The 24,001-nt window shown below is 60.4% G+C and carries 20 protein-coding genes and 1 pseudogene; 11 read left to right on the top strand and 10 right to left on the bottom strand.

The features are described 5' to 3' along the window. Nucleotides 1-60 precede the first annotated feature (60 nt). From AC13Q5_RS14865 to AC13Q5_RS14825, 9 genes and pseudogenes are all read right to left on the bottom strand, one after another. Nucleotides 61-534 (bottom strand): DUF4189 domain-containing protein, encoded by a 474-nt coding sequence (locus AC13Q5_RS14865; RefSeq protein WP_488502153.1) that lies wholly within the window; start codon nucleotides 532-534, stop codon nucleotides 61-63. Continuing rightward, complete coding sequence (locus AC13Q5_RS14860; RefSeq protein WP_488502152.1) at nucleotides 531-1,226, bottom strand: hypothetical protein; 696 nt, start codon at nucleotides 1,224-1,226, stop codon at nucleotides 531-533. The genes AC13Q5_RS14865 and AC13Q5_RS14860 overlap by 4 nt, the downstream gene beginning before the upstream one ends. A gap of 15 nt (nucleotides 1,227-1,241) precedes the next feature. Beyond that, nucleotides 1,242-1,817: an invasion associated locus B family protein gene (locus AC13Q5_RS14855; RefSeq protein WP_488502151.1), complete on the bottom strand. Its 576-nt coding sequence runs from the start codon at nucleotides 1,815-1,817 to the stop codon at nucleotides 1,242-1,244. Between the two features lie 7 nt (nucleotides 1,818-1,824). Then, the gene (locus AC13Q5_RS14850; RefSeq protein ID WP_488502150.1) at nucleotides 1,825-7,173 is read right to left on the bottom strand and encodes a YadA-like family protein; all 5,349 of its coding nucleotides are present in this window, start codon (nucleotides 7,171-7,173) and stop codon (nucleotides 1,825-1,827) included. Continuing rightward, complete coding sequence (locus AC13Q5_RS14845; protein ID WP_488502149.1) at nucleotides 7,170-7,589, bottom strand: hypothetical protein; 420 nt, start codon at nucleotides 7,587-7,589, stop codon at nucleotides 7,170-7,172. The genes AC13Q5_RS14850 and AC13Q5_RS14845 overlap by 4 nt, the downstream gene beginning before the upstream one ends. 342 nt (nucleotides 7,590-7,931) lie before the next feature. Further along, nucleotides 7,932-8,816 carry a helix-turn-helix domain-containing protein gene (locus AC13Q5_RS14840; protein ID WP_488502148.1) on the bottom strand — a complete coding sequence of 295 codons (885 nt, stop codon included), beginning with the start codon at nucleotides 8,814-8,816 and terminating at the stop codon, nucleotides 7,932-7,934. Nucleotides 8,817-9,129: 313 nt separating this feature from the next. Then, a complete protein-coding gene (locus AC13Q5_RS14835) occupies nucleotides 9,130-9,330 on the bottom strand; it encodes a hypothetical protein (protein ID WP_075856043.1) in 201 nt (66 codons plus the stop codon). 336 nt (nucleotides 9,331-9,666) lie between these two features. Continuing rightward, nucleotides 9,667-9,893, bottom strand: a pseudogene (locus tag AC13Q5_RS14830) (PIN domain-containing protein); the annotation flags it as partial. Between the two features lie 72 nt (nucleotides 9,894-9,965). Next, nucleotides 9,966-10,721: a GntR family transcriptional regulator gene (locus tag AC13Q5_RS14825; protein WP_075856042.1), complete on the bottom strand. Its 756-nt coding sequence runs from the start codon at nucleotides 10,719-10,721 to the stop codon at nucleotides 9,966-9,968. Nucleotides 10,722-10,853: 132 nt separating this feature from the next. Here AC13Q5_RS14825 and AC13Q5_RS14820 point away from each other — a divergent pair, with 132 nt between their 5' ends. The 8 genes from AC13Q5_RS14820 (at nucleotide 10,854) to AC13Q5_RS14785 (ending at nucleotide 20,399) form a co-directional block, all read left to right on the top strand. Further along, the gene (locus AC13Q5_RS14820; protein ID WP_488502147.1) at nucleotides 10,854-12,176 is read left to right on the top strand and encodes a M20 family metallopeptidase; all 1,323 of its coding nucleotides are present in this window, start codon (nucleotides 10,854-10,856) and stop codon (nucleotides 12,174-12,176) included. A gap of 12 nt (nucleotides 12,177-12,188) precedes the next feature. After that, nucleotides 12,189-13,739, top strand: a complete 1,551-nt coding sequence (locus AC13Q5_RS14815; protein ID WP_488502146.1) for an ABC transporter substrate-binding protein — start codon at nucleotides 12,189-12,191, stop codon at nucleotides 13,737-13,739. 118 nt (nucleotides 13,740-13,857) lie between these two features. Beyond that, entirely contained in the window at nucleotides 13,858-14,805 is a 948-nt protein-coding gene (locus tag AC13Q5_RS14810; RefSeq protein WP_488502145.1) for an ABC transporter permease, read from the top strand. Further along, the gene (locus tag AC13Q5_RS14805) at nucleotides 14,798-15,628 is read left to right on the top strand and encodes an ABC transporter permease (RefSeq protein WP_488502144.1); all 831 of its coding nucleotides are present in this window, start codon (nucleotides 14,798-14,800) and stop codon (nucleotides 15,626-15,628) included. The genes AC13Q5_RS14810 and AC13Q5_RS14805 overlap by 8 nt, the downstream gene beginning before the upstream one ends. Before the next feature lies 1 nt (nucleotide 15,629). Beyond that, complete coding sequence (locus AC13Q5_RS14800) at nucleotides 15,630-17,282, top strand: dipeptide ABC transporter ATP-binding protein (RefSeq protein ID WP_488502143.1); 1,653 nt, start codon at nucleotides 15,630-15,632, stop codon at nucleotides 17,280-17,282. Between the two features lie 12 nt (nucleotides 17,283-17,294). After that, entirely contained in the window at nucleotides 17,295-18,515 is a 1,221-nt protein-coding gene (locus AC13Q5_RS14795) for a M20 family metallopeptidase (protein WP_488502142.1), read from the top strand. A gap of 6 nt (nucleotides 18,516-18,521) precedes the next feature. Beyond that, nucleotides 18,522-19,646, top strand: a complete 1,125-nt coding sequence (locus tag AC13Q5_RS14790) for a M24 family metallopeptidase (protein WP_488502141.1) — start codon at nucleotides 18,522-18,524, stop codon at nucleotides 19,644-19,646. Between the two features lie 351 nt (nucleotides 19,647-19,997). Beyond that, entirely contained in the window at nucleotides 19,998-20,399 is a 402-nt protein-coding gene (locus AC13Q5_RS14785) for a DUF3592 domain-containing protein (protein ID WP_488502434.1), read from the top strand. Here the strand turns inward: AC13Q5_RS14785 and AC13Q5_RS14780 are convergent. Then, entirely contained in the window at nucleotides 20,384-21,241 is an 858-nt protein-coding gene (locus AC13Q5_RS14780) for a GNAT family N-acetyltransferase (protein WP_075856090.1), read from the bottom strand. The two genes, AC13Q5_RS14785 and AC13Q5_RS14780, sit on opposite strands and share 16 nt — an antisense overlap. Before the next feature lie 256 nt (nucleotides 21,242-21,497). On the opposite strand from AC13Q5_RS14780, the gene argE reads away from it, so the two are divergent. The 3 genes from argE to AC13Q5_RS14765 are packed head-to-tail and all read left to right on the top strand — an operon-like array spanning nucleotide 21,498 to nucleotide 23,940. Further along, nucleotides 21,498-22,625, top strand: coding sequence for an acetylornithine deacetylase (gene argE, locus AC13Q5_RS14775; protein WP_488502140.1), 1,128 nt, complete (start codon nucleotides 21,498-21,500; stop codon nucleotides 22,623-22,625). 13 nt (nucleotides 22,626-22,638) lie between these two features. Then, a complete protein-coding gene (locus tag AC13Q5_RS14770; protein WP_488502139.1) occupies nucleotides 22,639-23,562 on the top strand; it encodes a 2-hydroxyacid dehydrogenase in 924 nt (307 codons plus the stop codon). Nucleotides 23,563-23,586: 24 nt separating this feature from the next. Next, nucleotides 23,587-23,940, top strand: coding sequence for a cupin domain-containing protein (locus AC13Q5_RS14765; protein ID WP_488502138.1), 354 nt, complete (start codon nucleotides 23,587-23,589; stop codon nucleotides 23,938-23,940). The last annotated feature ends 61 nt before the right edge of the window (nucleotides 23,941-24,001 follow it).

The raw sequence follows: 24,001 nt of genomic DNA, 5'->3' as shown, positions 1-24,001 counted from the left end.
CGGCTTGAAGTGCAACCTTATGCGGTCGGTTCCATAATGAGCGAAGGCAGCGGGTTCAGGTCAGGTGCATACCCACTCCCGGACAGCGCAGCGAGAACCTGAACGCTCACAGGCCTTAAGCGCGAGATCTTCAGCTTCGCGGCGTGTCGGTGCCGAATTTGCGCTCCAAGGTGTGGCGCGATCATGCTTTTCCTTGCCGATGGCAAGGGCGCCGCAATGATTGTATGGAAAGCCGGTCTTGTCGTCATCATCCCAGTGCCGGTGATTGCGAAATACGCTGACCACGACGCAACTGTTACCCTTGTCCCGCTCGCAATGCTTGAGCGCGATATCCATGGCTTCCTGGCGTTTGTCGGCACCCCAAAAGAAGCCGTATTTTTCGTCGGGTGCGGAATAGGCGATGGCCGCCCATATGCCGCGCTCCTCAGGCGGAGGAACCGGCGCCTGTTCTGTCGTGAAGAGATCGGCTGCCCACGGATGGGCGGTGGAGACGAACAGGATGCCTATCGCGGCAATTGCAGATTTCAATCTCATTTTGCGCTCCCTTGCTTTCCTGCTGCCGAAGCCACGGAAATGACGACGCAGCCGCTTCCGGTCGGCAAAAGCATTGCTTCGCCCCCCTCATTGCCGAGTTCGTAGACGCCGACCTGTCCGAGATTGTTGACGAGCTTGCTGCCGTTCGGAAACTTGGTCGAGACTTCCGGGCAGGAGGCGGTAAACGGCGCCACGCGAACCATCGAACCTTCGCAGCCGGATGCGACGGGTGCTGCGAATACGATCCCGGCTGCCGGACCGCTGTAGCCCTGCGTGGCGTAGTTCATTCCGACAAGAGCCTGCACCGCATGCTTGTCGGCCGCCTCATTGTTCCAGATCGACTGGACATTGTATTGGGTGCCGTTCGTCAGCAATTGCCCGAGAACCGGGAAGATGGTCGAGCAGGATTGCAGGCCGGCCTGTTTGGCGTGCTGCAGGAACGGCGTGTCCGGCAGCGCTTGATTGGCGTCATTTGCCGCGGCAATTGCCGGCTGCGGCAAAAGATTGCCGACCACGTCATATCGGATAGCCGCGTAGCCGATGGCGCCGGCGATCGCAATTGCAAGCACCGATAGCGCGGTTGCCTTCCACCAGCGTCGCCGTGGCTTGACCTGCTCGGCGGCTAGGTTCTGAATTGCCGCGTCGTTCGCGTTTCGGGACATGATGCGATCGTGGATTGATTGTTGGCTCATTGAAAAATCCGTCCGTCACTTTATCGCCTTAACGGCTGTGGAAAGGCCCTTGAGATTTGCGGTCACGCTGATCGTGTTCCCATCCGTGGTCGGATAGGAGATTGTTGGCGCCGTATTTTTGGAAATCTGCTCGCGCATTGCGGGGCCGACCGGCAGCATGCCGACGCAAACCGTGTTGTTGCACCCGTTGAACTGAACTTGTATCGGCTCCTTGCGGCCATCGAATTTCAGCAAGAAGCGGCCGTCGCTCTTGGCAACCGGTGCAGCGCGCAAGATCATATAAGGATCGCCCTTTTTGGTGGCCGCGAGCGACCAACTGAATGCGACCTGTCCCGATTGGTTCTCGATGATCTGCGTGACGTTGCAAACTCGCTGATGACTCTTCAAGTTTTCGTCGCAGATCAGCGTCCAGTTTTCGAACGGGCGAATGATCCTCTGATAGTCGCCAGCCTTCAATTCCGGTGGAACGGCGACCTCGGAAGGTCTTATGCGATAGTTGGGAAAAGCGACCTCCTGTCCGGCTGCGATCGAGCCGAACAGGAGTATGCAAGCCATGATAGCCGGGACGCCGAAAAGCGCTCCTTTGAACATGTCAGGCTCAATTCAAGGTGAAGCTGACGCCAGCGCCGACGCCCACGTGTCCGCCGGCGGCCGTACCTGACAAGTTCGCCCGGACGCGGCCGTTCTCGCTGGTGTAACCCGCGCCGAAGGCGACCGCGCCCTCGCCTCGCCAGACACCGCCACCGAGAGCCACGCTCGCCTTGCCCGGACGGTCATCATAACGAAGCGATGCCGCTGCAAGTCCGATTGCGGCCGCCTGCCTTGCCTCGGAACGGACGTCCCCAAGTTCCTGGTTCAGCTGGCCGAATTTCTGGTCGGTGTAGTTGTTGGCCGCAGTCAGCGTATTGGCGGCGGCGGTGTCCGTATACGATTTGACCTGGGTAATGCTGTCGCCCAACTGGGCAACATTCACGGCATCCGTTGGCGCGACACCCTTTCCGACGTTGGAGATGACCACCGGAGCATTGACGTCACCGCCCTGCAGCGTGATGCTGTTCTTCTTGCTGCCATCGGGATTGAGGTCATAGGTGACGGCGTTCTTGGTGATCGTCCCGACACCCGTCTGCAAGCTGTCGATCGCCTGATTGGTTGCATAAAGCTGCGAGCCGTTGATGGCGTCGGTGCTGCCGGCGGAAATGCGGCCGGCAGCGACGTTCGTGATGGTTCTTTCAGACCCTGGGGCGCCCACGCTCACTGTTCCGACCGGCGTGGTGCCGGCAAAGTCATAGTGCTTGCCCTGAATGTCGGCGCCGGCCGTACCGACGGCAGCCTGCGTTGAGGAACCGGAGCCCAAGGCCACATCGTTGGCATTGTTGGCCTGAGCACCCTGACCGAGAGCAACCGCGCCCTGCCCTACCGCGGTAGATCCGTTGCCCGCTGCCAGGCTGCTCACGCCGCTGGCGACACTCTGTGGACCGATCGCAACGCTATCGGTGCCTGAGGCCTGAGAGTCTGCGAGCGTGGAGTTCGCATGGAAGTACTTGATGCCGCCGCCATTGGTGATGTTGGTCAATGTGTTATCGACCGCGCCGAAGGCATCGTAGACCGTATTATAGCTGTTGCCCTGGATGTTGTAGGTTGGGCCAGTGATCGACCCGTCAGGGTTCACAGTCGTATTGCCCCCGATCAGCTTGGTGACGTTGGTGCCAAGACCCTTGAGCTGGCTGACATTCACCGCATCGGTGTCAGCCGAACCGGCTGCCAGATTGGTCAGCTTGCGTTCCGAACCAGCCGAGCCGATCGATACTTCGCCGACAGAGGTCTGTGGGCTCGTAAGCGCGAAGCCGGTATAGTTCGTCTGTGCGCCCACTGTTGTTACGGATTGCGCGCCCAGCGCAACGCTGTTGATGTTGTTGGCTTGCGAGCCGGCACCGAGCGCCACCGATTGGACGCCCGCAGCCAGCGAGTTCGTGCCGAGTGCTACGCCATCAGCCAGCATGACGTGGGCATTCTGGCCGATGGCCGTTCCGCCTGGAGCAACCTGGTCGACGACCGCGCCGTTACCGATGCCAATGCCATTGTCGCCGTTAACGACGGTCGTTGGGCCAACCGCTACCGATTCAGCGCCGACGGCGAGGGAGTCGCCAGCGGCCGAATTCGCATGGAAGTACTTGCTCGGCGTCGTTGCGACCGAAGCGATGGCGCCCTGGAGCTGGCGAACCGTGACGGCGTCCTGCGCGCTGGTACCATCAGCGACGTTGATGATCTGCCGATAGGACGTGCTCGAGCCGACCGAGACTGCGCCCAATAGCGTTTTATCCGTCGTATTGTATTGGATGAAGTTCGTCGGCCCGGCCGCGATCTGGCCGGTGGCTGGAGCGAGGGCGCGATCGGCAACCGATCCCGATCCAAGAGCCACGCCGCCAACGATGGTGGATTGGCTGTTCATCCCAAGTGCAAGCGAATTGTCGGCGACCGAGGTCGCATTGTAGCCGACAGCCGTGGAACCGATCCCTTGAGCGGAGGAGTCGCTGACAGCAAGGGTCCGGTCGTTGGTGCGCACATATCGAATGCCCTTACCGTTTGCATCGGTATAGGTCGTCGATGTGTCACCGGCGATATTGTTGATCGTATTGCCGAGATTGGTCAGATTGCCGTTGATGGTGGTAATGTCGGTGGTGTTCTGCGTCACCTGCTGGTTGGTGGCAAAGAGCTGCGAACCATTGATAGCATCCGTCGAACCGTTGTTGAGCCTGCCCGCCGCGACATTGGTGATGGTGCGCTCGGCGCCGACGGCGCCGACGCTGACCGTCGAAGCCGGGGTCGTGCCGGCGAAGTTGTAGGTGGTGGTGCCGATCACGGTGCTGGCCGTGCCGACCGCTGCGGCGGTCACTGAGCCCGAGCCGAGCGCCACGTCATCCGCGTTACTTGCAGCGGCGTTGGCGCCTAGCGCGAGCGCACTCGCACCGCTGGCACTGGCGTTGACGCCGAGAGCGGTGGACTGAACGGCAGTCGCAAATGCATTCTGGCCGATTGCAGTGCTGGATGTGGCCGTGGCGTTGGCATCGGCGCCCATGGCCGTGCTAAAGTCGCCCGTCGCCTTGGCTATGTATCCGAACGCCGCTGAGTCGAGGCCGGAGGCACCCGAAGCGTTGCCGGCCGCAATGGCATTCTGCCCTGACGCGGTCGAGAGAGGTCCGATCGCGACTGAGTCCGCACCCGTCGCCGACGAGTCCGCAGCCGTCGAATTGGCATGGAAATACTTGATGCCGCCGCCGGTGTTGATGTTGTTGACCGTGGTGCCGATGGCATCGACCGCCTGGTTGGTGGCAAAGAGCTGCGAGCCGTTGACGGCGTCCGTGGACGATCCGCTGATCCGACCCGCGGCGACATTGGTGATGGTGCGCTCGGCGCCGACGGCGCCGACGCTGACCGTTGAAGCCGGTGTGGTGCCCTGGAAGGTGTAGGTCGTGCCGTTGATCACCGCACTGGCCGTGCCGACCGCTGCGGCGGTCACCGAGCCCGAGCCGAGCGCCACGTCATCCGCGTTACTTGCAGCGGCGTTGGCACCCAGGGCGAGCGCACTCGCGCCGCTGGCACTGGCGTTGACGCCGAGCGCTGTTGCCTGAACGGCAGTTGCAAACGCATTCTGGCCAATCGCGGTGCTGGATGAGGCCGTCGCATTGGCATCAGCACCCATGGCGGTGCTGAAGTCGCCCGTCGCCTTGGCTATGTATCCAAACGCTGCTGAGTCGAGGCCGGAGGCACCCGAAGCGTTGCCCGCCGCGATGGCGTTCGCCCCTGACGCGACCGAGAGAGGTCCGATCGCGACTGACTCCGCACCCGTTGCTGACGAGTCCGTCCCCGCCGAATTGGCGTGGAAATACTTGATGCCAGCGCCGCCATTGATGTTGTTGACGGTGGTGGTGACACTATCGACCGCCTGGTTCGTCGCGAAGAGCTGCGACCCGTTGACGGCATCGGTCGAAGCATTGTTGAGCCGGCCTGCTGCCACGTTGGTAATGGTGCGTTCGGCGCCTGGTGCGCCAACGCTAACTGTCGAGGTCGGCGTGGTGCCCTGGAAAGTGTAGGTCGTGCCGCCGATCACCGCGCTCGGGGTGCCGACGGCTGTCGCCGTCGTCGAACCGGAGCCGAGCGCCACATCGCCCGAGCTTGCCGTCGCGGTTGCGCCATTGCCCAGCGCGATATTGCCGACGAAACCGGAGGCACCCGCGGTAGAACCGTTGCCGAGCGCGACCGAGCCCTGGCCGATCGCCTTGTTGTTGTTGCCGATCGCGACCGCGCCGGCCGCCTGGTTGGCCGCAGTGGCGCTTGCCGTCCCGTCGCTGTTGGCGATGTTGTTGGCGCCGCCGGTGAAGGCGCCCGTGCCGCTCGCATAGCTCGGATCGCCGATCGCGACCGCGCCGTCACCGTAGGCGGTATTGCCCGCGCCGATGGAAACTGCCTTACCACCAGTCGCCACAGCATTGGTGCCCATAGCGACGGCATCGGCGGCATCAGCCTTGGCGGTGTTGCCCACGGCGATCGCCGAGGCGGCGGAAGCGGTGGTACTCACGCCGATCGCCGTAGCGCCGGTACCGCTGGCGTTGGCGCTGACGCCGGCAGCGAGAGAATTGTTTCCTGTCGCCTTCGTTCCAGATCCGTACGAGGAGGCGTTTATGCCGCTGGCGATAGCCTGTCGTCCCGTGGCGGTGGAATTGTCGCCACTGGCACTGGCACCAGCACCCGTGGCAACCGATAAGACACCTGCGGCATTTGCATTGTTGCCGAGCGCGACGCTGGACGTCCCGGTAGCGGAAACGATTGCGCCCGAGCCTATCGCAACGGCACCACCTGCAGCGAGCGTCTGCGCTTGGTTACCCAAGGCAACACCGAAGTCTCCGGATGCGACCGTTGTAGGACCAATGGCGAGCGCGTTGGTACCGGAGGCTGCAGCATTCGTGCCGAGAGCGATGGTATCCGTGTTCGAGGCCTTGGCGAGGTAACCCATGGCGGAACCCCTTAGGGCGGAAGCAGCTGCCCCATTGCCGATCGCCGTGGTTTGGTTTGCCGACGCCGTAGCCGACGTACCGAAGGCGCTGGATCCTGTCCCTGTCGCAGACGAGCTTGAACCAAAGGCATTCGCCCATGCCCCTGTGGCCGTCGCAGCGGAGCCCATCGCAACAGACTCGAACGTGAAACCGGAAGGAGCGGTGCCGCTTGCATTGGCATTCGTACCAATAGCAATCGGAGAACCGCCGCCCGTTCCTGCGTTCGCCTTGGAGCCGACTCCCATGGCAATGGCTGCACCGTTTGAAGATGAGGCGTTGGAGGACAATCCAATCGCTACCGAGGCGCCTCCCGAAGCGGTGGCTGTCGAGCCGAGGGCAAGCGCGTTGGCTCCGTTTGCAGTGGTGTTGACACCATAGGCCGAAGCCCCATCCGCCAATGCGCGAGCGTTCCCGCCCACGGCAAGAGCATTGACGCCGGTGGCGTTCGCGAAGACACCCATGCCTATGGCGTTGAGGCCATTGACACCCATCGAATAGCCGATGGCGATCGAAGCGTCGCCCGTTGCACTGTTAGAGGTGCCCAACGCCACGCTGTTCGGGTTATTCGCTGTAGCAGCGTTACCGATGGCGACGGCGTTGGCGGCTGTCGTCGTGCCGCCGCCGGCGGCATATTGCGCCTGCGCAGGAGCGGAAAGGCCGAGCACGGTGAGCGCGGCGAGGCCGCCGATCGCGCTAGCCAAATGCAAGTTCCCGCTGGTGCCCAACGATCCGGGGCCTATGTCCTTACGACGCATGCCGAGAACACGAGAGGCCATCCGCAGCACAGCCATCAGGCGGCGCCGGAGCGAACGATCGGTCCGGTCAGCTGAAACGAAGTTTCGAGCAAATCCGGTACGAGATTTAGTCTGCAGATGTTCCCCAACGCACTCGCTCATGCTGCTTTCTCCTCGCTGCTATCTGGACGACTAAGCACGCGTGAACCCGCATCTGCGGCTGCGTCGTCGTTGAAATTGTGCGCTTGCTGAAGCGCGCGACCCATTTTCGCGGCCTGGCTTTCGAGCTGTTCGCGGACGGTGTCGACCCATGGCTGCGTCGAGACCGGAGCGGAATACAATGCAGCGTCGGCCCGATCGGGAGGAAGCTTCATCGCCACCAAGGCGCGGCAGACATCGAAATGAAAGAATGGTTCCCCTTCCCCATAGGCCGGGGAGGTCAAACCGAAGACAAGGCAGGCAAATAGATAGTCAACTTCCGCGCCTGTCAGACGGCTGGCATATCGTTCTTGTAAGGCAGTCCAGGCTACCTCGATTTTCGGAGCAAAGATTTCAAATTCAGGGAATTGAATGTCCATGTAGCACCGGATGATTACCATTCGGGAACATGGCCTTATTTCAGTGCAACCGTATTTTAGAAAATTCCGGATTTTTTTTAGAAAACTACGGTCTTTTGCTTAGCCGGTTGCAGGTGTAGCCACTTTGCCACACTTAACCTAAGGCTGTTCCGCATGAAGAGGCGAACTGCCGGGCGATCGGCAGCAAGTGGTTCTTTCCATTTCTAAAAATCTCTTCTGCCGCATGTGCAGAAAACGCTCCATCTCCGCCATACACCTCGCGGCCGGCATGCGGAAATATTGAGTTTGGAAATAGTCGAGGCGGCTTGCGACGGACGCAGGCTTGCGTTCAAGCTCGTGCGGTTATCGCATATATCGAAGCTCTGTCGGCGTCCGTCCCCGGTATCTCTTCATCGTGGTCGCCAAATGGCTTTGATCCGAAAACCCTGCCATATAGGCAATTTCCGCAATCGCGATTTCGCCTTCGGCGAGCAATTTTTCCGCAAGATCCAGGCGCAGATTTATCAGATACCGGTGTGGAGGCATGCCAAAGGTCTTGGCGAATCTCACGATGAAATGGTTGGGCGAAATGCCAGCGACCGCCGCAAGTTCAGCGACGTGAACCTTTTCGGTGAAATGCTCGCGAAGATACTCTTCCACGCGTCGAGCGCTTTTGGCGGAGAGCCCTCCCCTGGGCGACGGAATCTGTCTCATATTGTTTGCATAGGTGCGGAGAAGATGTGTACTGAACAACGTAACCAATGAATCCAGATAGAGTTCATTCGGAGTTGCTTTCCCGGTTAATTCGACAGAAATCCTCTGCGCAATGCCGAGGGCGATAAGATCGACTGTGCCAAATGGTGGAGGCTCGAGTTCTACATTGGCAAGGTCAAATTCCTGCAGCGCCAGCTCGGACAGAATTTGGGGTGGAATCGCGACGACAAGATTCTTCCTGGTTTCCGACCAGGCAAGACTGCTGTCCACGCCCGCGGGATTAACCGCGATGCAGCCGATGGGCGCATCATATTCCGTGATTCTGTCGCTACCGAGAGAGGCTCTCAGCTTGCGTGCAGGCGCCAACACGATCCCCACAGCGTGTTCCTTTGCCAGGAATGTCTGTGAGCCAGGATTGCGAACCGAGCTGATAACGCTTCCGCGCGTAGTGGCCTTCCTTGGGCCTGCATTTTCAGGAATTATATCAAATACATATCGATCGGCCCGTTCCCGAACCTCACCCGCATAGTTCATCCTTCATCGCCCCGCCCGAACGAAATCCTGTAAATGCAAACAAGCAGACCTGATCTCAACTTCGCTTGAGATCCCAGTTTCCCAACACTGTCAGCTCGACGCTGCAGCCAGCTAATAGCGCGAGATTAAATAGTATAAATTACAGAGTTTGGAAGGGGGGATATGCATATGGTAAAGAAAGGATGACGCAGTAAAAAACACGTCAATCTTTAGCGCGGACGAATATATCCCACGCATTTCGATAGATGGTTGCCGTCGGGCTAAATCTTAATTCACGTCGAAGTAGAAAACCGATTGTCGAGCATTGGGACCGCTAGAGGTCGCCTCGGCGCTTTTCATATAGGTCCCAAGCGACATCCACCATCGCTAGAAGAACATCTTTTTGGTTCCATCCGGCTGCAGCCGCGGCCCGAACGATTTCACTAACAATAGGCTGCAATTGTCGTTGGCACTCGCTTGAAATGTCGTCGGCACCGCTTCCCAAAGGTGGTTCACTAAATTTGAATTCTGCCATTCTCACTCTCGCAGCCTTAATATATGTCAGCTATCACATTCCCAACATAAAATAAATCCATAGGGACGCCCCGAGATTTTCATAGCCCCGCACCTAGTCACACTATCGCTATGCTGTAATCAAGCCAAACTTCATTACAACCATTAACTCTATATCATTGGGCAACTCACGGAGTGAGCCGCAGGAGATACAAGAAGAACGGAAGTTATTCTGCCACCTAGGCAGAGGAGACCGCAAGACGCTGCAGCAAATCTCGGAACCTTATCGACAGGCCGAAACCGCCATCGATGAGGGCGAATCGATCATGACGCCGGCGATTGGCGGCCATCGCTCCGATCAATCTTGCCAGGGGTGCACGACGACGCGGGTGCCCTCGAAATCCCAAGCATTGCGTGTCACAACGCTCAAGCCGTGAACGAGCGCGGTCGCGGCAATCTGGCATCAGCGTCAATGCGTCGGCCAGGAATAGGAAGATGCGCGCAACGTGTCGCATTCGCCTCATCGGTCGACAAGATGCGACCGGCGAATGCTGGTCTTAGGTGATTTTCCAGCCAGGAATGCAGGCACAATCAGCAGCGAGATAACATGGTGCGATCGCCGGATTTCCGGCGTCGGAGAGCTATGCTTTTTGCCTGCTATTGAACCTCGTGCACATAGCGATGGCTTCTGGTCGTCGCGCGATGTTTTGCGACGAGAACCGGAACCGCGGACTGGTCATAGGCCACTTCGTCAATCGTCAGCACGGCGCTGGGCATGCTCAGCTGCAACAGTCGGCAATCTTCCTCCGTCGCCATATCGGCTGCAATCTGCTCCCGCACGGCGGAAATGCGAATCCCATAGCGATCGAGAAGGAAGAGATAAAGCAGGGAAGGAATCTCCTCCCTTTTGTCGGGAAATTCCGGCAGCATTCTTGCCGGAAGCGCCATCACCTCATGCATGACCGGATGGCCCCCGACGCTGCGCAGCCGGTGGATTGAGATGACTTCAGCAGCATCGTCCAGCCGTAGTCCCAACCGCTCCTCTTCGCTCGCCTCACGGCGTTTCAACGAAAGAATGTCGGATGTCGAGTTTTGCAGCGAACCATCGAGCCCATGCAGGCGAAAATACTGGAAGAAAAAGCGCAGACTGTGCTGCGGCGTGCGACCGGTGACCACGGTCCCCGTCTTGCGCCGCCGGCTGAGCAGGCCTTCATTGGTCAGGTCCTGCAGGGCGCGCCTGATCGTGCCGACAGCAACCCCAAACTTTTGCGACAGCGCGATCTCGCTCGGCAGCACGGTCCCGGCCGACCATTTGCCCATCATGATCGCTTCCGTGATCTGACGCTTCACGACTTCGTAGAGCGGAACGGAGAGCTCTGATGCACGTGGCACATCTGCTGAAAATTTGGGCATTTCGCGCAATTATTTGCCTCTTATTTGGAGTTGACTCAAAGCCTGAGCGGCAGCATCATTACTATATAGTTTATATAAATACGAGTGCAGAGCCTCCATGTGTTCCTGCGCGTCTTTTTTCGGATTTCGAGCATGCGCGATCAAGTCTTGTCATCTTTCGGGGAGCCATTTGCAAGCGCCTTGAGGATCATTGAAGAGAACGTCGAAAGCGCCGTCGGCGATCTCGCGCGCATGATCGCGATCGACACCTCTTTTCCGCCGGGAGACGGCTATCCGGCATTTGCGGAGCTGATGTCGAGCCTGCTCGAACCCATGGGTTTCCATTGCCGGCAGGTGATCCTGCCGGAGGAATTGTGGCGGGTCAGGAATGGCCCCGCGCAGGGGCCGCGCATCAATCTCATTGCCGAGCGATCCGGGACCAAGCCGGTCTGCGGGCTTTACTATCACGTCGACACGGTTCCGGCCGCTCCCGGTTGGCAACAGGATCCGCTATGTCTGCGCCGCGAAGGCGAACGCCTCTTCGGGCTTGGCGCTGCGGACATGAAAGGTACCATCGCGGCAACGCTGCTGGCGTTGCGTGCCGCCGACGCCTGCGGTGTCGAGCTCGCCTACGATCCGATGCTGCTTCTTTGCACCGATGAGGAAGGCGGCCTCTATCCCGGGATTCGCTACCTTGCCGAGCAGGACATGCTCAAGGGACATATCGTCAATTTCAATGGCTCGGCGGCGCCGCGCATCTGGGCGGGCTGTTTCGGCGTCTTCAATCTTCAGATCACCGTTCGCGGTCACGCGGTCCACGCAGGCGAAGGCAACCGTACCGGCTCCGGCATCAATGCCATCGACGGCGCCCTTCCACTTCTGAATGCCCTTCATGCCTTGAAGCCGAAGGTGGCCGCCTTCGCATCCGCCTTGCCGGCGCCGCCGCATGCGAGCGGGCCGCTGCGGCCGCAACTTTCCATTTCGGCCGTCAATGGCGGCACGTCCGGCGGGCAGGTTCCCGCGGAGCTGAAGATCCTCGTCAGCCGCCGTTATGCGCCTGAGGAGAGTTACGAAGCGGCAAGGGCTGAGATCGAAGAGCTAGTCCGCGCCGTCATGGCGAAATCGCCGGAGCTGCACGTGGAGATCGACCTCGTCGGTCACCTCATCCCGACCTCGGATCCGGACGGTCCGCATTGGCCGCGCTGGCAGAAGGCTCTCAGTCTCGGCTTCGGATATCAGGATTCCGACTTCAGCAAATGGGGTGCCGCAAGCTGCTCGGACTTCGGCTACGTGCAGCAGACGGGCGTCATGCAGGAAGTTCTGCTTGGCGGGCTTGGGCGCCCGGAGAGCTGCATCCACAGTCCCGAGGAACATACGACGACCACGGATATCGTCGCGCTGGCGCAAAGCATCCTTGCCTATCTAGCCCGCGACTTTGCGAGCGACCTCATTCCAGAACACGCACCATCAAAATAAGGGAACACTGCAATGCTGAAGCTGAACCGACGTCATTTCCTGGCGAGTACCGCCGCCATCCTGGCAATGCCCGCCATCGGCTTTGCGCAAGCCGCTGCTCCAGCCAAGGGCGGCACCTTGCGCATTTCCGTCGATCAGGCTGCAAGCGTGATCCATCCGCTGCTGACGCGCGTCAATCCGGAATATATGGTTACCGAGCTGCTCTACAGCAATCTGACCCGGCTGAAGGTCGATATGTCGGTTGAACCCGATCTGGCGGAAAGCTGGAGTTCCAACGATGCGCTAACGGAATGGACGTTCAAGCTTCGCAGCGGCGTCAAGTTCCATGACGGATCGCCATTGACCGCCAATGATGTCGTCCAGAGCTTCAAGGCAATCCTCGACCCGAAGAACGCTTCGCCGGCACTCAACAATGTCGGCCCGATCGCCGATGTGACCGCAGCCGATCCATTGACGGCCGTCTTCAAGCTTTCGACCCCCTATGCCGATTTCCCCGTGGCGACAGCCTATACGGTCGCTCGCATCATCCCGGCTTCCATCGCCACCGGCGACTTCAAGAAGCTGTCGACGACGGCCGTTGGCACCGGCCCGTTCAAACTTGTCTCCTACGAACCCGATCGCCTGATCGTCGTCGAACGCAACCCTGATTATTACGATCCGAAGCGGCCTTATCTCGACCGCGTCGAAATCCAGGTTTTCCCGGATACCTCGGCGCAGACCTCCGCCCTGCTTGCCGGCGATATCGACGTCATTTCGACCGTGCAGCCGACCGAATATCTGCGGATGAAGGACGCCCAAGGCGTCAATCCGCTCCGGGTGCCGTCAGGCCAGTTCTGCAACATCAACTTTGGCTGCGACACCAAGCCTTTCAACGATGCGCGCGTGCGTCGCGCTCTGGCGCTGACCGTCGACCGGCAGGCGATGGTCGACTTCGTCACCGAGGGTTTCGGCACACCGGGCAACGACACCGCCCTTAATTCCTCCTATCGCTTCTATGCCGATCTGCCGCTGCGCCAGGCCAATATCGACGCGGCCAAGAAGCTACTTGCCGAGGCAGGCTACCCGAACGGCTTCGAGGCGACGCTGATCGCATCGGACAAGCCGAGCCAGCGCACCCAGCTCGCCGTCGCCTTGCGCGAGATGGCAAAGGAAGCCGGCATCAACATCAACGTCCAGACGATGCCGCATGCGACCTATCTGGAACAGGTGTGGAAGAAGGGCAGCTTCTATGTCGGCTTCTACAACATGCAGCCGACGGCCGACGCAATCTTCAAGCTGCTCTACACCTCCGATGCAGCCTGGAATGAAACGCGCTGGAACAACGCCGCCTTCGACAAGGTCGTCAACGAGGCACGTGGCATCACCGACGAAGCCAAGCGCAAGGAACTGTATGCCGCGGCGCAGAAGCTGATGAACGAGGAAGTACCCTCCATCATCCCGGTGTTCTTCGATGTTCTCGCCGCCAAGCGGGATTGGGTCGCCGGCTTCGAGGTCCATCCGCGCGCTTCCGTCTTCCGCCTGGACTACGTCTCCCTGACGGACAAGGCGCCGAAGCGGAGCTGATGACGCCGACTGCTGAATAAGCGTCGCGGCACGATACTGCGTTCGCGACGCATCCCGTAGCAAGAAGGCCGGCGCGCGCGTCTGCGCGACCGGTCGCTCCAAAGCCAGGGAACGGCCTTTGTCACCGAATTATCTTCTGAAGCGGCTTTTGATGATCGTCTACACGCTCTTCATCGTGTCGCTCGTCGTCTTCGCGATCACCCAGGTCCTGCCGGCGGACGCCGCCGTGATGATGCTTGGGGAGAACGCCACCGATCAGGCGCTCGAGGCGCTACGCCAGCAGATGGGGTTAAACGATCCCGTCTGGCTGCAATATCTGCACTGGCTGGGTGGTATCCTGCATGGCGATTTCGGCCAGTCGCTGCGCACCGGCCAGCCTGTCGGCCCGGCCATGCTCCAGGCGCTCGGTCGTTCGCTTCTGCTCGCTGTCCTGTCGATCGCCTTGATGCTCGTGCTCGCGATACCACTCGGTGTCCTCGCCGCGATCCGCCGCGGCAAGCTCGCCGACATGATCGTGAGCCTCATCTCCTATGCGGGCGTGTCGCTGCCGGAATTCGTGACGGCGACGCTTGCGGTGCTCTTCGTCGCTGATTGGGCGAAGCTTTTGCCGCCGACCGGTTATGTGCCGCTGACCGAGAACTTTCTCGGCGGTCTTGCCCACTTGATATTACCGGTCTGCGTGGTGTCGATCATCCTCATCGCGCATGTCTCCCGCATGGTGCGTTCCGAACTCGTCGACGTGCTGCATACCGACTACATCCGTGCGGCGCGGCTCAAGGGTCTTTCCACGTCAAGGGTGCTGTTCGGTCATGCGTTGCGCAACGCCCTGCTGCCAACAATCACCGTCGTCGCGCTCGATGTCGGCTATCTGCTGGGTGGCATCATCGTCGTCGAGGAAATCTTCGCCCTTCCCGGCATCGGCAGGCAATTGATTGTCGCGATCCAGACGCGCGACCTACCGGCGATTCAGGCCGGCGTGCTGTTCATGGCGGCAACCTATTCCATCGTCAATTTCGCCGCCGACATTCTTTACGCATGGCTCGACAAGAGGATCCAGTATGATTGAGCTTCTCAAACGGCTGCTACGCGCGCCGCAGGGTGCCGTCGGCCTTGTCCTTGTCGTCCTCGTCTTCATTGTCGTCGTCTTCGGTCCCTTTCTTGCCCCACGCGATCCGGAAGCCATGTCGATACTTGCTCGCTACAAGGGGCCGAGCGCGACCTTCCTTCTCGGCACGGATCAGTATGGCCGCGACATCCTGAGCCGTCTGCTGATCGGCGCGCGCTCGACCGTGACGATGGCAGTCTTCGCTACGCTTGCCGGCACCTTTGCCGGAGCCTTTATCGGCACGGTATCAGCCTTCCTTGGCGGGCGTGCCGATGAAATCATCATGCGGACCATCGATGCGATCATGGCGATCCCGAACCTGTTGTTCGCGCTGCTGATCGTCAATCTGCTCGGCTCCAGCAGCGTCAATGCGCTGGTGGCAGTCGCCGTCGCCTTCGCGCCGGGCATGGCGCGCATTACCCGCAGCGTCGCGCTTTCCGTACGCAAGCAGGACTATGTCAGCGCCGCGATCGCCCGTGGCGAAAGCTCCCGCTACATCATCGCGCGCGAGATGCTGCCGAATGTCGTGGCACCCATCGTGGTCGAAACGACGATCCGCGTTTCCTTCGCCGTCATGCTCTTTGCGACGCTGAGCTTCCTTGGGCTCGGTGCCCAGCCGCCCGCGACCGAATGGGGCCTGATGGTCTCGGAAGCGAGACAATATATGCACATCAGCGCCGGCATCCTGATCTGGCCAAGCCTTGCAATCGCCATTGTCGCCATCGGCTTCAATCTTCTTGGCGATGGCCTGCGCGACGCGCTGAACCCGCGTACCGGAGGCTGAGATGACTGAAACTGCAAGCAACACAGTCCTTCAGGTCCGCAACTATTCGCTCGACTATCTGACGGCGGGTGGCGCCTTCCATGCACTGAAGAACATCGATCTCGAAGTCGGTGCCGGCGAAATTCTCGGCCTCGTCGGCGAGTCCGGTTCCGGCAAGACCTCGATGGCATGGTCGATCATGCGCTACCTGCCGGCAAACGCCCGCGAGACCGGCGGCGAAATCCGGCTTCGCGGCGAGGATTTGACGGCGAAGTCCCCGGCCGAGGTCAATCGCATGCGCGGCAAGAGGATCAGCATGGTGTTCCAGGATCCCGGCACCTCGCTCAACCCCACGCTTTCGCTCGGCATCCAGCTCACGGAAACGCTGAGGCGCCATCGCGGTCTGACCGGAAAGCAGGCCTGGAGCGAGGGGGAAGCCATGCTGGATCGCGTCGGCCTCAAGAGCCCGGCGGAAATGATGAAGCGGATGCCGCACGAAGCATCGGGCGGCGAGAAGCAGCGCGTCGTCATCGCCACCGCCTTCGCCTGCAATCCGGAATGCATCATCTTCGACGAACCCACGACCGCGCTCGACGTCATCACGTCCCGTCAGATTCTTGATCTCTTCCTCGACCTGCAGGCCGAAACGGGTGTTGCCTCGCTCTATATCTCGCATGACCTTGCCTTGCTGTCGCGCACCGCAAAGCGGGTTGCCGTCATCCGGCGCGGCGAAATCGTCGAACAGGGAGCGGTCGATGCCATCTTCAATGCACCGCAGCACGACTATACGCGCCAGCTGATCGCCGCCGTGCCTCGGCCGAACGACCGCTTGACGCAGACGCGCCCGTCCTATCAGGACCAGCCGCTGATGAAGGTCGAGAACGTCAGCGTGCATTATGGCCGCAAGCCGTTCCTGTCGGCGCTGACTGGCCGGTCCTTCGAACGCTTCGCCGGCAATCGCGCCGTCAGTCTCAGCGTCCAGCCGGGAGAAATCCTTGGCATCGTCGGGGAATCCGGCTCCGGCAAATCGACGCTCGCCAAGGCGATGACCGGGCTCAATCCCTTCGAAGGCCAAATGACGTTCGCCGGGCGAACGATTGCGGGCCTTGCCGACATGGACAGGGCCTATCGCAAGAACGTCCAGATGATCTTCCAGCATCCGGACGCTTCGCTCAATCCGCGCCAGAAGATTCGCGAAATCCTGGCACGGCCGCTGAAACTCTACGGCGAGGGTGACGGAAGCGCCATGGCGCAACGGATCGGCGACATGCTCGAGCAGGTGCGCCTGCCGCGCACCCATGCCGATCGCTATCCGCATCAGCTCTCCGGCGGCGAAAAGCAGCGCGTCGCCATCGCCCGCGCCTTCGCATCCAGACCGAAGCTGGTGATCTGCGACGAGATCACTTCCGCGCTCGACGTCTCGGTGCAGGCCTCCATCATCGAGCTGCTGCTGGAGCTGCACCGCGAGCATTCCACCGCCTTCCTCTTCATCACCCACGATCTCAACCTCATCCGCCAGATCGCCCACCGCATCGCAGTGATGTATCGCGGCGATCTGCTCGAAGTCGTGCCGGCGGAAGACATCACCAGCCCCGAGCGGGCCGACTATACGCGCCGGCTGCTTGCCGCAGTCCCCACGCCGGCCGGCGCCTCACCTGCAGAAGCAGACTTCTAAGGAGTATCAAAAATGGACCCGAAATCGCTCATCGGAGCAATCGATGAGAAGAGCTGCCTCGACTTCCTGTCGATGATGGTTCGCCAGAAGAGCCATTCCCAGACCGAGGGCGAGCGCGAGCTTGCGCGCATCATGGCCCGCCAGATGGAGGCGATCGGGCTTCAGTCCGAGCTGCAGCCCTTCGACAATGGCGATCGTTTCAATGCGATTGGGCGTCTGAAGGGAACTGGCGGCGGCAAGAGTCTGCTTTTCAACGGCCATCTCGACACCAACCCGGTCACCGAGGGCTGGACCGTCGATCCCTGGGGCGGTCTTGTCGACGACAAGTTCATCTATGGTATCGGTGTATCCAATATGAAGGCGGGCGATGCCGCCTATTTCTGCGCGGTCAAGACCTTGCTCGGCGCCGGTGTCAGGCTCAAGGGCGACGTGATCCTGACCTATGTCGTCGGGGAGCTTCAGGGCGGCGTGGGCACGCTCGCCGCCATCCGCAACGGCGTCAAGGCCGACTATTTCATCAACAGCGAGCCGAGCGATCTTGCTGCCGTGACGATGCATGCGGCGGCGCTGAGCTTCGTGATCGAGCTGACCGGCGATACGCGGCACCTGTCCAAACGCGAGCAATCCGTCGACGCCATCGCTGCGGCCTGCGATCTCATCCCGCGTATCAATGCCATGACCTTCAGTGACGCTAGGAGCGAGGTGCACAGGTCGATCAATCGCGGCCATGTTGGCGTCGTCCATGGCGCGCTTGGGCGTGAGCTCGAGGAATGGCGGCCGCCGCAGGTCTCCGATTTCGTTCGCATTCGGGGCTCGGCCCGCTATGCGCCCGGCCAGACGCAGGAAGGCGTCCTTGCCGATCTCGCCGCGGAATTGACGCAGCTTGAGACGCGCTTCCCCGGCCTGAAAGCGAAGCTTGTTCCGGAGATGATCGAGGGTCGTCCCCTAATGCCCCCTTTCGAAGTCTCGCCGACGTCACGCATCGTAACCTCGATGAACGCCGCCTATGAGGCCGTCCGGGGCGAGAAGCAACCAACAGGCGCCATTACGCCCACGCGTTTTTACGGGACGGATGCCGGCCATCTATATCATGAGCTCGGCATGGAAGGCATCGTCTGCGGGCCAGGCGGCCGGTACAACACGATGCCGGACGAACGCGTCGACATCGTCGACTATCTCGACATGATCCGCGTCTACATGCTCACCATTCTCGACATTTGCGAGGTTGCCTGAGGCCTAATGTTTCCTCGTGACGAATATGATTGGCGCATCGCCAAGGCACATGCCGCCATGGACGCCGCCGCCGTCGATCTGCTCCTGATCGATAGCGGTGAGCTCCTTGCATGGCTTACCGGCTACACCGTTTCGGAAACCATGTATCGTGTCGCCTTTCTTCCGCGACACGGTGCGCCCTGGTTCGTCCTGCGCGAACTCGACGAAACACCGTGCAGGGAAAAGACCTGGATTTCCGATATCATCGGGTTTGCCGACACCGCCAATCCACACGAAGCCATCGCAGACAGCATCCATGCTCGAGGTTTCGCCAATGCCCGTATCGGCGCCGACTTCGCCTCCTATAGCTTCAGCGCCGATACGACGGCCAGGCTTCGGGCGCACCTGCCTGAGGCGCAATTCGTTGCCCTTCCCGGTATCAGCGACAGTCTGCGATGGGTCAAATCGGCCCGCGAGATTACTGTTCTGACGCAAGCGGCGGGCATCGCCGACAAAGCCATGCTGGCAATCGCGCAGGGTACGCGGGCCGGCTCTTCAACCCGTACGGCCGCCGCAACTGCGGCTGCAACCTTCCTGCTTGAAGGTGCTGACAGCGGTGAGACCGGTCCGATCGTCAAGGCCAGCGGCGACCACCAATTCCTGCATGGCTCCTTCAAGAGCGAATTGCTTGACGCAGGCGATATCCTGCATGTGGAGCTTATTCCACGTGTGGGCGGTTATGGCGCCCGCCTCATGCGGCCGATCGTCATCGGCAATGCGTCGACACGCCTTCAGGATATCGCCTCGCGCATCATCGCATTGCAGGACCAGCAAATCGAAGCCATGAAGCCGGGCGTCTCCGCTTGCGAGGTGGATGCCATTGTTCGCCAGGGTCTTATCTCGTCCGGCTTGAGGCAGCGCTACGACAACGTGACGGCCTATACGCTTGGTCTCTATATCCGCACGCCGCGCACCAGCGATTTCTCCCGGGTTTTTCTGCCGAATGCGAAATGGCCGCTGGAAGAAGGCATGGTTTTCCATGTCTATGCGACAGCCGCCAGGCTTGGATTCAGCGAAACGGTGGTGGTTACGCCGGAGGGCGGAAGACGGCTGACGACGACCGGACGCCATCTCCTCGGCTCGGAGAAATAACAGGCGCGACGGCCCGCAGGCTAGCCGCGCAGATTTCATTCCGCAGGCGCTGGCCATATTTTTCGGAAGCCCAGGCCTTGCAGATCGCGGTTTGAGTTTCATCTTATAGAGGCTCGGCGTTGGCGATAGGCATCGCTGGCGGAGCAAAGGTTTGGATGAAGTGAGCGGGTTTGATCCGCTCATCCTTTTCTGAAGATCGAGTGAGGCCCGTTGATAAGGTCTAGCCGCCGTGCACCGAAAGCCGGAACCAAGCGATTTCAGAAATTCGCCTTCATCACCGCCTTCGCGATATTGACAGCCGCAGCGGCCCTTCTTGACTGCCACTATGTTTGGCGTGCCGTTACGGCAAGTGTGGGTCGAGAGAAGACCGTTGGCGTCGTTGTAGCGCTCGATCGCCGCGTAAGCACAAGTACGCTCGGCAGACCTTCAGTCGCTCACCAGCTTGCTGATACTACCGTGTCCTACGCACCGATCGTCGCCTTTCACGCGGGCGATGGCGCACCCTATCGGGTGACGGGAGGAGTTTATTCGAGCTATAATCAGGCTCGGATTGGAGATCAAATTCCGGTCTATTATCGGCGTGATGATCCGCATGACGCGATCATCGTATCCTTCCAGGAAATGTGGTTGCCGGTGATTGTTGGAAGCGGCATGGCCGCCGCCTTTGCGCTTGCCTTGTTCGGAACGATCCGGCTAACCCGCGAAAGGCCTGCGCGCGATGGGGCTGTGCCGGGGCCTCAACCGAGAGCCTGACTGGCAAGAGCATATGTGGTCATCACCCCGCCGGTGGCCCTGTTTCTATTGGAGGGATGATTTCCAAGCGACATGGTCAGGACGGTATCGTAGACGAACATACCACATTGCGACACGTAAGAAGCAAAATCGCCGGCCTCCATATGGGTGTCGAGACGCAGAAATTGGCCCGCATGACGCTCCACATGCGGCGCGACCACCGCAATCGCATCAGTGTCATTGGACGCAACCACCGGTCCGACGACATGACTGCGTCCGAAGGGCCGGCACAATGCGAAAGCCTGCAGATCCGCTCCACGGAACAGACCATAGCCCATCGACTGCTCGTCGAGGCGCCTGACCAGTTCCGAGCGGTCGACACCGAATGCTATGGCATCAAGCCGAAGGATCGCCGCGAGATCGTCAGCGCCAAGCTGGCGTACCGTGCCCTCCAAAGGCAGCATCGCAAAATCCTTTGGGATTCTTGCTTCCCCCTGACATTGGTAGACCGTTTTTTCCGGCTTGAAATCCAGAGAGAGATACAGGCGACGCGCCGCCTGCGTCGCACTGAGGCTGAGACGGCGTCCCGCCACTTTGTCCAGGATCCGGCTCATCAGCCATTGGCCGGTGCCATTGGTCTGCAGCCGCGGAGAGGTAATCACCATGCCGACGGTGGCAAACCCATCTCCGTGCGGAAACCACATGGCAGATCCCATGACCCGGCCGATCTCGTCGAGTGCGACGATGCCGCTACCCGTCTGCCGCAGAAATTCCCAGTCCTCGGCGCGATGCGGCCACCGGACCGAGATCGATAGCGCGTGCAACTGATCGAGTTCCACGTCCTTGATGTCGCCGATATGCATGGAGAAAGCATCGACCCGCAAACTGTCTGATACCTTCACTGGATCACCTCAAAACTTGCTACCCATAGTCATACGCCGAAACAGAGGCGCTCCTCGCCAACCAGAATAGGCGACGCCCGTCGATACAATTAGCTCGAATTGCCTGTGTCGGCACAACAATCGACTGAAACACCCTGACATTCGGCATGCAATTATGGAAGCAGCCGCCATGCTATGGGGGAAATATCCGCAAATTGACGCAGCCGCTGAGGAGCATATGGACACGGTAGACATCCTCGCCCGTCTTGTCGCCTTTCCGAGCGTTGTCGGCACGCCGAATGACGGCATCGTCGGCTGGATCAAAACTTATCTGCAAGATCTCGGAATCCACGTCACCGTGCTTCCAGGGCCTGAAGGCGACAGGTCCAACATCTTTGCCACGATCGGCCCCAGGGATGTTGCAGGTTATATTCTGTCCGGACATATGGATGTCGTTCCCACCGGAGAACCGAACTGGACCTCGGAGCCTTTTGCGCTCCGAAAGAAGTCCGACCGGCTCTATGGGCGTGGCACGACCGATATGAAAGGGTTTCTTGCCGCCGCACTCGCGGCCGCGACGGAACTTGCCAGGGCAAATCTTGCCCGCCCCATTCATCTTGCATTCTCATATGACGAAGAGGCTGGGTGTCGCGGCGTGCCGCACCTCCTGGCTGGTATCAAGGAGCTCTGCGCACATCCGCAAGGCGCCATCATCGGCGAGCCGAGCCGCATGCAGGCCGTGCGCGCCCATAAGGGCAAAGCGGCGGCTCGCGTCACCATCGGCGGAAAGGCAGGCCATTCGTCCCGTCCTGATCTGGCACTCAACGCCGTTCACGCCATGTCGCAAGTGCTCAATAGCGCCGTCGAAGAGGCGCAGAAACTGACGCTTGGCCCCTTCGACCCGGCATTCGAGCCTCCCTATTCGACGCTTCAGGCAGGCATCATTTCCGGCGGGCTGGCGCTGAACATCGTTCCCGACAATTGCCGGCTTGATCTTGAGGCGCGCGGCATTGCCAATGTGTCCCCCGAGGAACTGCTCGCCCCCGTGCGGCGCAGCGCGGAGATGCTTGCGCAACAGGGCTTCTCTGTGGACTGGACCCCGCTCAGCGCCTATCCCGCGCTGTCGCTTGCAAAGGATGCGCAGCTCTCAACACTGATGGAAGAAATCACCGGCAGGCCGTCGCTTGCTGCGGTCAGCTACGGGACCGAGGCCGGCCTATATCAGGCAGCCGGGATCGATGCGATCATCTGCGGGCCTGGAGACATCGATCGCGCGCACAAGCCTGACGAGTACATTCTGGAGGGCGAACTTGAGGATTGTCGCCAAATGATATTGGCGCTGGCTGCGCGATGCGCGCGGTCTTGAGGGAGCGATTGCCATGACGTTTCTCTTCAATTCGGACGCCAAGCGCGGTGCGGTCTTCGCTCGGGCCTTTGCCGAAGAACTCCCTGATCTGGCGTTTTCGATGGATGCAGCAAGCGTCGATCCGGATGAGGTCCGTTTCCTGATTACCTGGACGGTGCCCGAGGATCTCCCACGCTACCGCAATCTGGAAATCCTGTTTTCGATCGGCGCCGGCGTCGACCAGTTCAAGACGGACCACGTGCCTGATCATGTGAAGATCGTCCGCATGGTCGAGGATGGCATCGTCAGGATGATGCAGGAATATGTGACGCTTGGCGTGCTCGCTTTGCATCGCAACCTTCTTCCCTATCTTGCCCAGCAACACGCCGGGGAATGGCGCGGCCTGCCTCAACGCCAGGCGCATGAAAGACGCATCGGGGTTCTCGGATTGGGTGTTCTGGGAACGGCCGTATTGGAACGGCTGAAGCCATTCGGCTTCCCGCTCGCCGGCTGGAGCAGATCGCCCAGGGCGATCGAGGGCGTGGAATGCCATCACGGGGAAGCCGGCCTACGAACCATGGTGGCTGCGACGGACATTCTCATTTGCCTGCTGCCGCTGACGCAGGAGACCACGGGTTTCCTGAACGACACGCTGCTTGCTAGCCTTCCGGCGGGGGCGATGCTCGTGCATGCCGGTCGCGGCCCGCAGCTCGATGTGCACGCCCTGATCGCTGCGCTCGATACCGGCCACCTCGCTGCAGCGGTGCTCGACGTTACCGACCCGGAGCCCCTGCCCTCGGATCATCCGCTTTGGAGACATCCGAAAATCATGCTCACCCCGCATATCGCCAGCGTGACGCAGCCCGATACCGCCGCCCGCGCGGTGATCGACAACATCCGTCGTCATCGCGCGGGCCTCGACCCGATCGGGCTCATCGACCGGCAACGCGGATATTGAACCCATAGCAATGAAAGGCTCGACATGACCCTACTCAAAACCGTTATAACCAATCCTGAGACGGCACCGCGTGAATCCAAGGCCCTGCCCGAAAGGCTGATTGCCGGCGCCCCGTCATTCAAGACCTGGGCACAGGATGAGGCGAAGGATGGCGCAGTACGCACCGGTGTCTGGGAGGCAACGCCCGGCGAGACCCGGTCGATCAAGGGCGAGACCTTCGAATTCTGCCATATCCTCTCGGGTGTCGTCGAGATCACCCCTGATGGCGGCGATCCCGTGGTCTACAGGGCCGGCGACAGTTTTGTGATGAAGCCCGGCTTCACGGGCAAATGGAAGACGGTCGAGACCGTTCGCAAGATCTACGTGACAGTGGGATAAAGGCTGCGCGCGGCCGCAACAGAAATCACTGTTCGCCCTCGCCAAAACGCAAGATTCGTCG

The sequence above is a fragment of the Martinezella sp. CNPSo 3964 genome (genome assembly GCF_057784375.1).
This window is presented reverse-complemented; position numbering and strand designations above follow the sequence as displayed.

Coding starts and splice junctions, on each gene's coding strand:
- AC13Q5_RS14840 (WP_488502148.1), bottom strand. CDS start 8,816: ATGAACTATGCGGGTGAGGTTCGGGAACGGGCCGATCGATATGTATTT.
- AC13Q5_RS14850 (WP_488502150.1), bottom strand. CDS start 7,173: ATGAGCGAGTGCGTTGGGGAACATCTGCAGACTAAATCTCGTACCGGA.
- AC13Q5_RS14825 (WP_075856042.1), bottom strand. CDS start 10,721: ATGCCCAAATTTTCAGCAGATGTGCCACGTGCATCAGAGCTCTCCGTT.
- AC13Q5_RS14805 (WP_488502144.1), top strand. CDS start 14,798: ATGATTGAGCTTCTCAAACGGCTGCTACGCGCGCCGCAGGGTGCCGTC.
- AC13Q5_RS14795 (WP_488502142.1), top strand. CDS start 17,295: ATGGACCCGAAATCGCTCATCGGAGCAATCGATGAGAAGAGCTGCCTC.
- AC13Q5_RS14865 (WP_488502153.1), bottom strand. CDS start 534: ATGAGATTGAAATCTGCAATTGCCGCGATAGGCATCCTGTTCGTCTCC.
- AC13Q5_RS14800 (WP_488502143.1), top strand. CDS start 15,630: ATGACTGAAACTGCAAGCAACACAGTCCTTCAGGTCCGCAACTATTCG.
- AC13Q5_RS14835 (WP_075856043.1), bottom strand. CDS start 9,330: ATGGCAGAATTCAAATTTAGTGAACCACCTTTGGGAAGCGGTGCCGAC.
- AC13Q5_RS14855 (WP_488502151.1), bottom strand. CDS start 1,817: ATGTTCAAAGGAGCGCTTTTCGGCGTCCCGGCTATCATGGCTTGCATA.
- AC13Q5_RS14845 (WP_488502149.1), bottom strand. CDS start 7,589: ATGGACATTCAATTCCCTGAATTTGAAATCTTTGCTCCGAAAATCGAG.
- AC13Q5_RS14765 (WP_488502138.1), top strand. CDS start 23,587: ATGACCCTACTCAAAACCGTTATAACCAATCCTGAGACGGCACCGCGT.
- AC13Q5_RS14780 (WP_075856090.1), bottom strand. CDS start 21,241: ATGCATATCGGCGACATCAAGGACGTGGAACTCGATCAGTTGCACGCG.
- AC13Q5_RS14815 (WP_488502146.1), top strand. CDS start 12,189: ATGCTGAAGCTGAACCGACGTCATTTCCTGGCGAGTACCGCCGCCATC.
- AC13Q5_RS14860 (WP_488502152.1), bottom strand. CDS start 1,226: ATGAGCCAACAATCAATCCACGATCGCATCATGTCCCGAAACGCGAAC.
- argE (WP_488502140.1), top strand. CDS start 21,498: ATGGACACGGTAGACATCCTCGCCCGTCTTGTCGCCTTTCCGAGCGTT.
- AC13Q5_RS14770 (WP_488502139.1), top strand. CDS start 22,639: ATGACGTTTCTCTTCAATTCGGACGCCAAGCGCGGTGCGGTCTTCGCT.
- AC13Q5_RS14820 (WP_488502147.1), top strand. CDS start 10,854: ATGCGCGATCAAGTCTTGTCATCTTTCGGGGAGCCATTTGCAAGCGCC.
- AC13Q5_RS14790 (WP_488502141.1), top strand. CDS start 18,522: ATGTTTCCTCGTGACGAATATGATTGGCGCATCGCCAAGGCACATGCC.